This window comes from Tissierella pigra (assembly GCF_009695605.1).
Classification (GTDB): Bacteria; Bacillota; Clostridia; order Tissierellales; family Tissierellaceae; genus Tissierella; species Tissierella pigra.
Genome location: NZ_VUNQ01000029.1, coordinates 1 through 13,628, shown reverse-complemented (window position 1 = coordinate 13,628; position 13,628 = coordinate 1). Strand labels below are relative to the sequence as shown.

15 protein-coding genes and 1 other annotated feature are annotated in these 13,628 nt (G+C 30.4%); of the genes, 12 read left to right on the top strand and 3 right to left on the bottom strand.

Going from position 1 to position 13,628, the window contains the following annotated elements; genetic code table 11:
- Nucleotides 1-4 precede the first annotated feature (4 nt).
- The 4 genes from FYJ83_RS12695 to FYJ83_RS12680 all read left to right on the top strand — a co-directional run bounded on the left by FYJ83_RS12695 (nucleotide 5) and on the right by FYJ83_RS12680 (nucleotide 3,229).
- Entirely contained in the window at nucleotides 5-391 is a 387-nt protein-coding gene (locus FYJ83_RS12695; RefSeq protein ID WP_154441036.1) for a bacteriohemerythrin, read from the top strand.
- 60 nt (nucleotides 392-451) lie between these two features.
- Nucleotides 452-649 (top strand) — a binding site (T-box leader).
- Nucleotides 650-692: 43 nt separating this feature from the next.
- Nucleotides 693-2,480 (top strand): aspartate--tRNA ligase, encoded by a 1,788-nt coding sequence (gene aspS / locus FYJ83_RS12690; protein ID WP_154441034.1) that lies wholly within the window; start codon nucleotides 693-695, stop codon nucleotides 2,478-2,480.
- 48 nt (nucleotides 2,481-2,528) lie between these two features.
- Nucleotides 2,529-2,951, top strand: a complete 423-nt coding sequence (locus tag FYJ83_RS12685; RefSeq protein ID WP_154441032.1) for a SoxR reducing system RseC family protein — start codon at nucleotides 2,529-2,531, stop codon at nucleotides 2,949-2,951.
- Nucleotides 2,952-2,968: 17 nt separating this feature from the next.
- Nucleotides 2,969-3,229, top strand: coding sequence for a metal-sensitive transcriptional regulator (locus FYJ83_RS12680; RefSeq protein WP_229768583.1), 261 nt, complete (start codon nucleotides 2,969-2,971; stop codon nucleotides 3,227-3,229).
- A 2-nt stretch (nucleotides 3,230-3,231) separates the two neighbouring features.
- Here the strand turns inward: FYJ83_RS12680 and FYJ83_RS12675 are convergent, their stop codons facing one another.
- Together FYJ83_RS12675 and FYJ83_RS12670 are read right to left on the bottom strand one after the other, a co-directional pair.
- On the bottom strand, nucleotides 3,232-3,669 hold the full coding sequence (locus tag FYJ83_RS12675; protein WP_154441028.1) for a threonine/serine exporter family protein: 438 nt from the start codon (nucleotides 3,667-3,669) through the stop codon (nucleotides 3,232-3,234).
- Nucleotides 3,670-4,443: a threonine/serine exporter family protein gene (locus FYJ83_RS12670; protein ID WP_154441026.1), complete on the bottom strand. Its 774-nt coding sequence runs from the start codon at nucleotides 4,441-4,443 to the stop codon at nucleotides 3,670-3,672.
- Nucleotides 4,444-4,604: 161 nt separating this feature from the next.
- Between FYJ83_RS12670 and FYJ83_RS12665 the strand changes: the two genes are divergently transcribed.
- From FYJ83_RS12665 to FYJ83_RS12635, 7 genes are all read left to right on the top strand, one after another.
- Nucleotides 4,605-5,834, top strand: a complete 1,230-nt coding sequence (locus tag FYJ83_RS12665) for a serine hydroxymethyltransferase (protein WP_154441024.1) — start codon at nucleotides 4,605-4,607, stop codon at nucleotides 5,832-5,834.
- 97 nt (nucleotides 5,835-5,931) lie between these two features.
- Nucleotides 5,932-7,275, top strand: a complete 1,344-nt coding sequence (locus FYJ83_RS12660; RefSeq protein WP_154441022.1) for a DUF512 domain-containing protein — start codon at nucleotides 5,932-5,934, stop codon at nucleotides 7,273-7,275.
- An 11-nt stretch (nucleotides 7,276-7,286) separates the two neighbouring features.
- On the top strand, nucleotides 7,287-8,603 hold the full coding sequence (gene der, locus FYJ83_RS12655) for a ribosome biogenesis GTPase Der (RefSeq protein ID WP_154441020.1): 1,317 nt from the start codon (nucleotides 7,287-7,289) through the stop codon (nucleotides 8,601-8,603).
- Between the two features lie 2 nt (nucleotides 8,604-8,605).
- A complete protein-coding gene (gene plsY / locus FYJ83_RS12650) occupies nucleotides 8,606-9,199 on the top strand; it encodes a glycerol-3-phosphate 1-O-acyltransferase PlsY (RefSeq protein ID WP_154441018.1) in 594 nt (197 codons plus the stop codon).
- A gap of 13 nt (nucleotides 9,200-9,212) precedes the next feature.
- Nucleotides 9,213-10,241 carry an NAD(P)H-dependent glycerol-3-phosphate dehydrogenase gene (locus FYJ83_RS12645; protein ID WP_154441016.1) on the top strand — a complete coding sequence of 343 codons (1,029 nt, stop codon included), beginning with the start codon at nucleotides 9,213-9,215 and terminating at the stop codon, nucleotides 10,239-10,241.
- A gap of 117 nt (nucleotides 10,242-10,358) precedes the next feature.
- The gene (gene spoIVA / locus FYJ83_RS12640; protein WP_216585138.1) at nucleotides 10,359-11,837 is read left to right on the top strand and encodes a stage IV sporulation protein A; all 1,479 of its coding nucleotides are present in this window, start codon (nucleotides 10,359-10,361) and stop codon (nucleotides 11,835-11,837) included.
- A 221-nt stretch (nucleotides 11,838-12,058) separates the two neighbouring features.
- Nucleotides 12,059-12,307 carry a GlsB/YeaQ/YmgE family stress response membrane protein gene (locus tag FYJ83_RS12635; protein ID WP_154441014.1) on the top strand — a complete coding sequence of 83 codons (249 nt, stop codon included), beginning with the start codon at nucleotides 12,059-12,061 and terminating at the stop codon, nucleotides 12,305-12,307.
- Between the two features lie 158 nt (nucleotides 12,308-12,465).
- Here FYJ83_RS12635 and FYJ83_RS12630 read toward each other — a convergent pair whose 3' ends face one another.
- The gene (locus FYJ83_RS12630) at nucleotides 12,466-12,633 is read right to left on the bottom strand and encodes an aspartyl-phosphate phosphatase Spo0E family protein (RefSeq protein ID WP_154441012.1); all 168 of its coding nucleotides are present in this window, start codon (nucleotides 12,631-12,633) and stop codon (nucleotides 12,466-12,468) included.
- Between the two features lie 463 nt (nucleotides 12,634-13,096).
- Here FYJ83_RS12630 and FYJ83_RS12625 point away from each other — a divergent pair, with 463 nt between their 5' ends.
- Nucleotides 13,097-13,234: a hypothetical protein gene (locus tag FYJ83_RS12625; RefSeq protein WP_154441010.1), complete on the top strand. Its 138-nt coding sequence runs from the start codon at nucleotides 13,097-13,099 to the stop codon at nucleotides 13,232-13,234.
- The last annotated feature ends 394 nt before the right edge of the window (nucleotides 13,235-13,628 follow it).

The following is a 13,628-nucleotide window of genomic DNA, read 5'->3' as shown; positions in this document are numbered from 1 at the left end:
CTTTATGTTATGGTGGACTGAAGATCTTGAAACGGGAATAGATACAATTGATGAGCAGCATAAAAGTATTTTTGACAAGGCAAAAGAGATTTTTGATTTAGGACCTGAATCTGATATAGAAACTGTTGAAAAAATATTTATATTTTTAATGAATTATGCAAATAATCACTTTTATGAGGAAGAAATGTTAATGCTGGAAAACTCATATAAAGGATTTCTTAATCATAGAAAAAAACATAATCATTTCATAGAAGAGATATATAGGATATATCAAAAGACCATAGAAAACAGTTCTGAGGAGAATCTAAATGAATTGAAAGTTCTAATCATAGATTGGTTGGCAAACCATATAAGCTGTGATGATAAAGAATTTATTACCACTTTAGATTAAAACTATAATAGTTCTTGACACTAATTATTTTTTGGTCTATAATTAATGAAAATAAATATAATTATTACAAAGATAAGGAAGAGTAATTAAATTTCTTAGTTATAGAGAGTCGGTAGAAGGTGAAAACCGATACTAATATTTAATGAAGACACCTTTGAGTAAGTAATCTGTAAGGATTAATTCGCAGAAATGCGTTAAAATTTCGAGTGAGGAAAACCTAATTAGGGTGGTACCGCGAGATAACCTCTCGTCCCTGAATATCAGAGATGAGAGGTTTATATTTTTTTGAGGAGGTTATAATATGGGAGAAAAAATGGGAAATTTAAGAAGAACCATTATGTGTGGAGAACTAAGACCAGAACATGACGGTAAAGAAGTAGTGTTAATGGGATGGGTTCAAAGAGAAAGAAATTTAGGTTCAATTATATTTATGGATTTAAGAGATACTACAGGAATTGCTCAAATTGTATTTGATAATACTGTGTCTAGTGAAGTATTTAATAAAGCTGAAAAAATCAGATCAGAATTCGTATTAGCAATTAAAGGAAAAGTAAGAATCAGACAAAGCATTAATAAAGAAATACCTACTGGCGAAGTGGAAGTTTTAGTAGATGAACTTAAAATCCTAGATGAATCTGAAACTACACCTATATATATTAAAGATGACGACAATGTGTCTGAATCTATGAGACTAAAATATAGATATTTAGATTTAAGAAAACCATCTATGCAGGAAAGATTAAAACTAAGAGCTAAAACAGCCAAAGTAGTAAGGGACTTCTTAGATGAAAATAGCTTTATTGAAATAGAAACACCTATGCTTACAAAGCCAACGCCTGAAGGAGCAAGAGATTATTTAGTGCCTAGTAGGGTAAATCCTGGAGAATTCTATGCACTTCCTCAATCTCCACAGTTAATGAAACAGCTTCTGATGGTTGCAGGAATGGATAGATATTTCCAAATAGTTAAATGTTTTAGAGACGAAGATTTAAGAGCCAATAGACAACCAGAATTTACTCAAATAGATATTGAAATGTCTTTTGTAGATATAGAAGATATTATTTCTATAAATGAACAATTGTTATATAGATTATTCAAAGAATTAAAAGGTGTGGAAATAGATCTTCCTATTAAGAGAATAACTTATAATGAAGCCATGGAAAGATATGGAGTTGATAAGCCAGATTTAAGATTTGGATTTGAGTTAAAGGATATTTCCGACTTAGTAAAGAACTGTGGATTTAAAGTATTTAGTGGAGCCATTGAAAACAACGGTGCTGTAAGAGGAATCAATGTAAAAGGATATGGAGATAAGTTTACAAGGAAGGATATAACTGCTTTAGAAGACTATGCAAAAACCTACGGTGCAAAAGGATTAGCATGGATTAAAATAACTGAAGAAGGAGTGACTTCTCCTATTGCTAAGTTCTTTAGTGAAGAAGAGTTCACAAACATTATAGAAAGAATGGAAGGGGAAAAAGGAGATTTAATTCTCTTTGTAGCAGACAAAAAATCAATTGTATTTGATAGTTTAGGTAATTTGAGAAACGAAGTGGCAAAAAGACTAAATATAATTGATCCTAATGATATGAAATTAGTCTGGGTTACAGAGTTCCCACTATTTGAATTTGATGAAGAAGAAAATAGATATGTGGCTAAACATCATCCTTTTACTCACCCAATGGAGGAAGATATAGAACTTTTAGAATCTCATCCTGAAAAAGTAAGGGCTAAAGCTTATGATATAGTTATTAATGGAGATGAAATGGGTGGTGGAAGTATTAGAATTAATAATTCTACTTTACAAAAGAAAATGTTTAGTGCCTTAGGATTTACAGAAGAAGAGGCTTGGGATAAGTTTGGATTCTTATTAGAAGCATTTAAATATGGTACTCCACCCCATGGAGGCATTGCTTATGGTTTTGATAGGCTTATTATGCTTTTATCAAATACATCTAATATTCGAGATGTTGTAGCATTTCCTAAGACTCAATCAGCTACTTGTTTAATGACTAATGCACCTACTGTAGTTTCTCATAAGCAACTTCAAGAGGTTCATATTCAAACTACTAAGAATCAGAATATATAACATTTCATATTCTACTATGATATAATATAGGAGTATGGAGGTGTAGATATGGATCAAGTTGGATTAGTAAGAAAGGTGTTAAATGGAGAAGCAGAAGTAGAAGTCAGAAGAATTTCAGGCTGTGGAGAAAATTGTAAAGGCTGTGGTGGTGGATGTAATGTTCCAAGTCATGTAGTGATTTTACCTAATAATATAAATGCTGAGGTAGGAGACTTTGTAGAGATACAGGGAGAAACAAAAAATATATTGAAATATACTATGATTATATATATGATTCCATTTGCATTTCTTATTATAGGAATATCATTGAGCATGAAGATTTTAAAGAATATGTCTATATCTAGTTATGAACCATTAAGTTTTTTTATAGGTTTGATATTTTTAGCTTTTGGTTATTTAGTAGTCAAATTTATAGATAAAAAGGTTGGCAAAAAAGAGGAAAATATTATAAAAATGACAAGGATTATTTAATTAAAGGAGTGTAATTGTTGGGAGATAAGGATGCTGTCATCAAAAGGTTAAGAAGGGTTGAAGGACAAATAAAGGGCATACAAAAAATGGTAAATGAAGAAAAGTTTTGTGGTGATATATTAATCCAAATAGCTGCAGCTAGGGCAGCTTTAAACAGTGTAGGTGGATTAATATTAGAGAATTATATGAAAGATTGTTTAAAAGGATATTTACAAGGAGTAAACGAAGAAGAGGCCTTAGATAAATTAGTTGATATAATGGTTAAATATTCTAAATAAACTCAGTCTTTTAGTTTTACTCTCTTTATTGACCTAGAGAATGCTGATGAAATTATTACTCCTACAGCTATAGCTGTGGCTACAAAGAAGGTTTCTACCCCTTTAGTGGCAGCCATAGTAAAGTCATTTTCTATTATTGCAAGCATAGTATAATACATGCCAGCACCAGGAACCAATGGAATTATTCCAGAGGTAATAAATATGGTTGCTGGCTTTTTACATTTTCTTGCCAATAGCTCCCCTAATAGACCAACTGTTAAGGCACCTAAAAACGTAGCACTTACATTGCTATGGAATATATTTGCAGTTATAAAATATACTGTCCATCCAATAGCTCCAGTAAGACCATTGTATCCCAAAGTCTTTGTAGGAGAACCAAATAATATGGAAAAGCCTATTGTAGAGAAAAATGATATAATTAGCTGTTTTATAATTACCAATTAAAAAACTCCTTTCGCATAAAAATTAAGAATGATTCCAACTCCCAGAGCTATGGCAATAGCAGAGAATACGGCTTCCATACCTCTAGATAAACCAGATAAAAATTCTCCAGACATAGTATCACGAATAGCATTTGTAATTGCCACACCGGGAACTAGACACATTATAGAACCAATTATAACTTTATCAAGATTTTGACCTAATCCTACCATGACTGTAATAAAAGATAAACCACTTGCCAGTATAGACCCAAATAAATTATTGACAAAAAACGTAAGTTCAAGTTTTGAAATTTTATTTATAAAAGTTAAAACAGTTAAGCTGACAATAAAACTTGATATAAAGTCTAAAAATGTACCGCCAAATAAAACACAAAAGAGTGCTGCTCCTAAGGAGCCAAATAAAGATTTTGTTTTTGATTTATAAGCATCTGTTTTATTAATTCTCTTTAGTTCTTTAATTCCATCATCTATAGACATTTGAGAATTAACAAAAGAACGAGAAAATTCATTGACCATATCAATTTTATTTAAGTCTATGGAAATAGTTTTGTTTCTCTTTATATAAGATAATAATTCACCTTTATATTCTAGAGATATAAAGATTCCAGTTGGAACTACATAGGCATCTACATATCTTATATCCTTTCTCGACTTACAAATCCTTATTATTGTATCTTCTGCTCTATAGGTTTCTGCTCCAGCTTTAAGCATTATTCTTCCCGCCATTGTTGCTAAAAGTAATAACTTTTTAACTTCTTCCCTTTCATCCATATTATCACCTCTTTAATTAATGTTCTTGTAAAATTTGTGAAAAAAATATATAATGTAAATGGTTATATTTTAAATTTACAATTAATTATATATATTATAACATAATATAATTTTATAATTAATTAATTACAAAAATAAAAGATAAGGAGAGATATAAGGATATGGATTTCACAAATTTAGCGAAGTATGATCCTGAAGTAATGAACATTATTGAAACGGAACTAAATAGACAAAAGAAACATATTGAACTTATAGCTTCAGAAAACTTTGTAACACCACAGGTAATGGAAGCAGCAGGTAGTTATTTAACTAACAAATATGCTGAAGGATACCCAGCAAAGAGATACTATGGCGGTTGCGAAGTAGTAGATGTGGTTGAAAATCTTGCTATAGATAGATTAAAAGAAATATTTGGTGCAGATCATGCCAATGTGCAGCCACATTCTGGCTCTAATGCTAACTTAGGAGTATATTTTGCTGTATTAAAACCTGGCGATAAAGTATTAGGTATGAATTTATCACAAGGTGGTCACCTAACTCATGGTAGCCCAGTTAATATTTCAGGAACTTATTTTAATTTTATAGCTTATGGAGTAAATAAAGAAACAGAAGTAATAGACTATGAAGAGGTAAGGGAAATAGCTTTAAGAGAAAAGCCAAAGATGATTGTAGCTGGTGCTAGTGCATATCCTAGACAAATTGACTTTAAGAAGTTTAGAGAAATTGCAGATGAAGTAGGAGCATATTTAATGGTAGATATGGCTCATATAGCTGGTCTTGTTGCAGCAGGCTTACATCCGAATCCAGTTCCTTATGCAGATTTTGTAACTACTACAACTCATAAAACCTTAAGAGGGCCAAGAGGTGGTGCAATTCTTTGTAAAGAAGAATATGCTAAAGCTATTGATAAGGCAATATTCCCTGGAATACAAGGTGGACCATTAATGCATATTATAGCTGCTAAAGCAGTTGCATTTGGTGAAGCTTTACAAGATGATTTTAAAGGTTACCAACAACAAACTATTAACAATGCTAAGGCGTTAGCAGAAGGATTAATAAAAAATGGATTTAGACTAGTATCTGGTGGTACAGATAATCACTTAATTTTAATAGATGTTAGAACAAAAGGTTTAACAGGAAAAAAAGCAGAAGCACTTTTAGATGAAATTGGTATAGCAACTAATAAAAATACTATTCCATTTGACCCAGAATCACCATTTATAACAAGTGGAATAAGAATAGGTACTCCAGCAATGACAACTCGTGGAATGAAAGAAGAGGATATGTTAGAAATTGCTGAAATAATGACTTTAGCACTAGATGAAACTAAAGACAGAAATGAAATAAAAGCTAGAGTAGAAAGATTATGTGATAAATATAAATTATATTAATTATAAGGCCTACAGATAATTCTGTAGGCTTTTCTTTACATATTTGTTATACTATATTAGAGTAGGCATAGATTTAAAAATAATTGAGGTGTAAAAATTGGAATCAAATAACTACGAATTAAATAATTATTCGGAAGATAGAAATATTATAGAAGAAGTTACTGAGGGTAGCATAGCCGAAGAATTAGAAATAGAACCAGGAGACATATTACTAACAATTAATGATATACCTGTAAAAGATATTATTGATTATAAATACTTAGTGTCTGATGATTATCTTATAGTTGCCATAGGAAAAAAAGATGGTGAGATATGGGAATTGGAAATTGAAAAAGATTTTGATGAGGATTTAGGTCTGATATTTACTAATCCTTTAATAGACAAGGCTAAATCCTGTAGAAATAAATGTATGTTTTGTTTTGTAGATCAATTACCGCCCAATATGAGAGAAACCCTATATTTTAAAGATGATGATTCAAGATTATCATTTTTACAAGGTAATTTCATAACTCTTACTAATATGAGTGATGATGAAATAGACAGAATAATACGGTATAGATTAAGTCCCATAAATGTAAGTGTCCATACTACAAATCCTGAACTTAGAATAAAGATGTTGAATAACAAGAATGCAGGTAGGATATATGATATACTAAAGAGGTTCAAAGAGGCCAACCTTGAAGTGAATTGTCAAATAGTTTTAGTCCCAGGAGTAAATGATGGAGAAGAATTAAATAGAACATTGTCTGATTTAAAGAATTTATATCCAACTGTTGAAAGTATAGCAGTAGTGCCTGTGGGTATAACTAAGTATAGAGATGGACTTTATGATGTAAAACCATTTACTAAAGAAGGCTCTGAAAAGTTGTTGGAATTTATATCTAATAAGCAATCAGAGTTTTTAGAAGAAATAGGAACTAGATTTGTATTTGCTTCAGATGAATTCTTTGCAACAACAGAGAAAGAATTACCTAGTTATGATAAATATGAAGGATTTCCCCAGCTGGAAAATGGAGTAGGGCTTATGAAATCCTTTGAGGATGAAATAGTTAAAGAACTGAATAAGATAAAGGTACCCATAAATAATAAGAAGAAATATATAATAGCTACAGGAACTTTAGCATTTAATTTTATAGAAGGTATCAAGGATAAAATAATTAGGAAATTTAATGAATTAGAAATAATAGTTGTGCCAATAGTTAATAAGTTTTTTGGAGAAACTATAACTGTATCTGGACTTGTAACAGGTGGAGATTTAGTTTCTCAGCTAAAGGATTATAAAGATATTGATGGAATTATTATTCCAAGTTCTATGTTGAAAAGAGACGAGGAAATATTCTTAGACAATTTGACCCTTGTGGAAGTATCAAGGAAATTGAATATTCCCATTATCCCTTCTAAATTAGAAGGAAAAAGTTTAATAGATATAATAAAGAATTGAGGGATGAACAGATGAATAGAGCCATTGTTTGTATAGTAGGAAGACCAAATGTAGGTAAATCAACTTTATTCAATAAAATAGTTGGAAAAAGAATTGCAATAACAGAAGATACTCCAGGAGTAACTAGAGATAGGATATATGCTGAAGGGGAATGGTTAGGAAAATATTTTACAGTAATAGATACTGGAGGACTTGAACCTGAAAATGAAGAAATAATAATGTCCAATATAAAGAGGCAGGCAGAAATGGCAGTAGATACTGCTGATGTTATCTTATTTGTAGTAGATGGATTAGCTGGACTTACTTCTACAGATAGAGAAATAGGGAATATGCTTAGAAAATCAGGAAAAAAAGTAATAGTAGCTTGTAACAAAATAGATACTCCAAAAACTCCAGATGAAATATATGAGTTTTATGAACTAGGTCTTGGAGAACCTATAGTTATATCTGGAGAGCAAGGACTTGGTATAGGAGATTTATTAGATGAAATAATAGAAAGTTTCCCAGGAGATAGAGACACAGATTATGATGAGGATTTAATAAGAGTTTCTTTAATAGGTAAACCCAATGTAGGTAAATCATCTTTAATTAATAATATTTTAGGTGAAGAAAGGGTAATCGTGACGAATATACCAGGTACAACTAGAGATGCAATAGATACTTATTTTAATTATAATGAACATAGATATGTATTTATTGATACAGCAGGCCTAAGAAGAAAGAGAAGTATATATGAGGATATAGAAAGATATTCTGTCATAAGGACTTTAACAGCAGTAGATAGATCTGACATATGTATATTGGTCATAGATGCTACTGAAGGAATTACAGAGCAAGATACTAAAATAGCAGGCTATGCCCATGATAATGGAAAATCTATTATAATTGCAATCAATAAATGGGATTTAGTAAAAAAAGACACTAACACACATTTAGAGTTTGAAAAAGAAATTAGAAAAGAATTAGGATTTATTGCATATGCACCTATAGTATTTATATCTGCCTTAACAGGACAGAGGGTAGATAAATTATTGGAGTTAATAAATGTAGTAAATAACAATTATAATCTAAGAATTAGTACAGGTGTATTAAATGATATAATCAATGAAGCAGTGCTTATGAATCAGCCACCTAGTGATAAAGGAAAGAGAACAAGGATTTACTATGGAACTCAGGTATCTGTAAGACCACCTAAGTTTGTAATATTTGTAAGGAATGCAGAACTAATGCATTTTTCATATGTTAGATATTTAGAAAACCAAATAAGAAACCATTTTGGGTTTGTAGGAACACCTATTCAATTTGAATTTAGAGAAAAGGGAGAATAAAAATGAAAATATTTTTGTCTATATTACTACCTTATTTAATAGGATGTTTTTCATCTGCATATTTTTTAGGTAAAGTGTCAAAGAACATAGATATAAGAAACTATGGAAGTGGCAATGCTGGAGCAACTAATGCCCTTAGGGTTTTGGGTAAAAAAATGGGAGTATTGACCTTTGTTTTAGACATATTAAAGGGTATAGTAGCAGTATTATTGGGAAAAGCATTATTAGGATTTAATGGAAGCCTTTTAGCAAGTTTCTTTGTTGTTCTAGGGCATAACTTTCCAATATTTCTTAAATTTAAAGGAGGAAAAGGAGTTGCGACTTCTTTTGGGGTTCTATTAATCCTTAGCTGGAAGGTAGGACTATTATGTTTGTTAGGAGCAGCTATTGTAATTTTATTTACTAGATATGTATCACTAGGCTCTATTACTGCAGCTGTTCTTGCACCTTTGTTTATAGTACTGACTTCAGACACAGTGGATAAAACTCTTTATTTTACTGTATGGATACTTGCTACCCTTTTAGTACTTAGACATAAAGCGAATATAATCAGATTATGTAATAGAGAAGAAAATAAATTAGGAAATAACATATAGGTAGGTGTTTTTAATGAGTAAAAGAATTGGAGTTTTAGGTGGTGGAAGCTGGGGGACTGCTTTAGGAATTTTACTAGCCAATAAAGGTTATGATGTTCATATGTGGTTAAGAGATGAAAACCAAATTATGGATATGAATGAAACTAGAATAAACAACAAATATCTTCCTGATATTACACTACCATCTAATCTAAAATTAACTAATGATTTGGAAAAGGTTAATTTTAATAAAGATGCTATTGTATTATCTGTGGGAACTCATGGAATTAGAGAAGTGCTTAATAATTGTAAATCATATATTAAAAAAGATCAAATAATAGTTAATGTTTCTAAAGGTATTGAAAATCAAAGCTTACTTAGAATATCAGAAATTGTTGAAGAAATAGTACCAAATAGTAGATACACTGTACTATCAGGGCCTTCTCATGCAGAGGAAGTGGCTAAGAACATGCCTACTACAGTGGTTTCAGCTTCCAAAAGTAAGGAAGTGGCACAATATGTTCAAGACCTATTTATAACTCCTAGTTTTCGAGTATATACTAATCCAGATGTTATAGGAGTAGAACTAGGAGGAGCATTGAAGAATATAATTGCCTTAGGTGCTGGTATATCAGATGGTTCGGGATGGGGTGACAATACTAAGGCGGCACTTATGACTAGAGGAATTTATGAAATGGCTAGGTTAGGAGAAAAAATGGGTGCACAAGCCAGTACTTTTTTAGGATTGGCAGGTATAGGAGATTTAATAGTAACCTGTACTAGTATGCTTAGTAGAAACAGAAGAGCAGGAATATTAATAGGAAAAGGTATAAAAGTAGAAGATGCTATAAAAGAAATTGGAATGGTTGTAGAAGGTATAAAAACAACAAAATCTACATTTGACCTATCTAAAAAATATAATATAGATATGCCTATAGCTGAAGAACTTTACGGTGTATTATATGAAGGCAAAGATGTGAAAAATTCAGTTTCTAGTTTGATGGTTAGAGATAAAAAACATGAAATGGAAAATATAGTTTTGGAAAATAATAATTTATGGTAACCTGCTCAAGAGAGAGCAGGTTTTTTTCATCAGCTTGTAATATTTCTGAATTCCTAACGTATATATATAATGTTAAGTTTTGTATTTTAATAATTATATTTATAAGGGGGGAACGATGTGGAAGTATTTGATATATACAAGGATATTTCAGAACGAACAGATGGAGACATTTATGCAGGTATTGTGGGTCCAGTTAGGACAGGTAAATCCACATTTATAAAGAGATTTATGGAATTATTGGTTTTACCTAATATCGATAATAAGCATAAAAAAGAAAGAGCTAAGGACGAATTGCCTTTAAGTGGGTCTGGAAAAACAATAATGACTACAGAACCAAAGTTTGTGCCTAATGAGGCAGTAGAACTTACTTTAAATGAAAATGTAAATTTTAAGGTAAGAATGGTAGATTGTGTAGGATATTTAATTAGTGGTGCCTTGGGACATGAGGAAAACTTTGCTCCTAGAATGGTAACTACACCATGGTATGATGAAGAAATCCCTTTTGAAGATGCAGCAGAAATAGGTACAAGAAAGGTTATAGCCGATCATTCAAGCATTGGATTAGTAGTGACAACAGATGGTTCCATAACTGATATAGACAGATCTAATTATATTAAGGCAGAAGAAAGAGTTATATCAGAATTAAAAGAATTAGGAAAGCCTTTTGTTATTGTACTAAACTCGAAACATCCTAATTTAGATAGTACAATGGCATTAAAGGAAAGTTTACAAGGTAAGTATGGGGTATCAGTAGTAGTTGTAGATTGCTTAAATATGGATACTCAAGATATTGAAAAGATATTTGAAAAACTATTATTTGAGTTCCCAGTAAAAGAAGTAACTATAAATCTTCCAAAATGGATAGAAGGATTACCAAAGAGACATTGGATAAAATCAAATATATTAAATGCTTTAAAGGAAACTATAGAAGGACTTCATAAATTAAACGAGGTTTCAAGTTTTTTAAATCCTTTAAAGGATTTGGATATAGTGAAAAACGTAAATCTATCTGAAATTAAATTGGGAGAAGGGGTTGTACACTCTGAAATAATAGTTGATGATGGGTTGTTCTATAGTGTGTTAAATGATATGACAGGATATTCAATAGAAGGAGACTATCAACTATTAGGTCTGATTTCAAAACTAGCAGATACTAAGAAAAAATATGATAAAATTGAAAAAGCATTAATTGAAGCTAAAGAAATTGGATATGGATTAGTTAGCCCTAGTTTAGATGAAATGGAATTGGCAGAACCAGAAGTTTATCGTCAAGGAAATAGATATGGAGTAAAATTAAAGGCAAAGGCTCCATCACTTCATGTATTGAGGGCAGACATAGCTACAGAAGTATCTCCGCTAATAGGTACAGAAAAGCAATCTGAAGAACTTATTAACTATCTACTATCAGAAGTTGAAGGAGACCCTTCAAATATTTGGCAGTTAAATTTATTCGGTAAATCATTATATGATTTAGTAAATGAACAACTTCAAGGAAAGCTTAGTACAATGCCAGAGGATGCAAGACAAAAACTTAGAAGGGCCCTTGAGAGAATAATTAATGACGGCAGTGGTGGATTGATCTGTATAATTATATAATAATTAATAAAAGTAAGGTTAAAAACAGCAGAAAAGGACCAGTAAGGTCCTTTTTATTTTGTAAAATATAATAGACATAGTAGAACAATCTAATAACTATATAAACAATATATAGAGTTAGGTTAGTAAGACAGATAAAATAATAGTACTGTTTATTTTAATTGTATATAGGGTATTTTAAATACAAGATAATTAAAATAAACAGTAGGGGAGTTGACACTATGGGATATATTGCATGGATAATATTAGGAGCACTATCTGGTTGGATAGCAAGTATGATAATGGGTAAAAATTCACAAATGGGTGCTATTGCAAATATTATAGTTGGTATTATAGGTGCTTTTATAGGAGGTTTTGTATTTAGATTAATAGGAGCATCAGGTGTTACGGGGTTAAATTTATGGAGTGTAATAGTGTCTGTAGTTGGAGCTTGTATATTATTATTTATAGCTAACAAGATTCAAAGATAATTTATATTTTAAAAGAAACCTAAAATCAGGTTTCTTTTCTATGTACAAATGAATTATTAGAACAGAAAGAATAATAGAGCCAATAGGCTCTTTTTTCATGCAAGAACTTGCTTAAAAAATAAGCGCAACAGGTTAAATATAGTTAATTAATTATTTGTTTATTTTAAATCTTCATACTCGGACAAGAGCTTATCCAGTAATTGACTTAGTTTGATTACCTCAGAATCAAGAAGATTATATTTCTTCTCAGATATTAAATCATGAAGTTTAATTCTAGTTATTTCAATTTCTTTAACCAGTTTTTTGATTGCAGCTTTATTGTTCAATTATCATACTCCTATTCTATGGTAGATTTATTTAACCTGTTACGCTAATATAAGTTTACAAAAAATATAAGGTAGGTGGTGATATGAAGAAAAAAGGTGGAAAATTTAGTGAATATTAAATATAGTGAAAAAATAAATGGATAGTTATAGATGGAGTAACAGCAGATTGAAAAATCATTAAAAAGACACGTTAATTAATAGAACTAAATTAAAATGTAAAAATAAAGTGCTAGAGCATATAACATGAATCAAGCACATTTTTTTGAAAGATGTTTATTCACTTTATTTTTTACTATAGATAAGGGGAATATTTAGAATTAATCTAAGAAGTTTAGGTAGAAAAGGAATTAAAGAAATTATTGAAGTAGACACACAAATCTCTAGTCTTTTCTTTATGTTTTGAAGGAATTTTAAAATAAATGTAGAAATATATAAGTAAATCTTATATAAGAGGTGGTAGGTAATGATGGGGAGTTTGTTGCTTATATCTAAGGATTTATTATATTCTTTAGATGTTATGAGGTTTATAGAAAATGAAAGAAATCATATAATTAGTGTATTAAAAAAAGTTATAGATGTATCGTTAATAGAATTAGATTAGGAAAGAATAGTTGGATAGAGCTTTGTAATATGAAATATATAATTAACTTAGGGATACTTTAGAGTAAAATCTAGGATCTTTTTTATTTATTTTCCATAATTTCCCAGGCATAAAATAGAAAATAAATCACATAATATAAATGTAAGGTTCGTAAATAGGTTTCGAAAAAATATGTTTTTATTTTATAGGGTCCGTAATGGATTTTTATAAATAAACATATTGCTCGGTTCCATTACGGACCTTACTTTTTTATTTTGTAAGAAATATTGTAAAGGACAATGATAAAATACAGATAAAAGGTAATCAAAAAGTACAGAGTTCTTAATCAAAGAGGGAACACTACCTAAAGAATAAAAAATAATAGGTGGTGTGAATATGAAAGGAGAACTTTGGA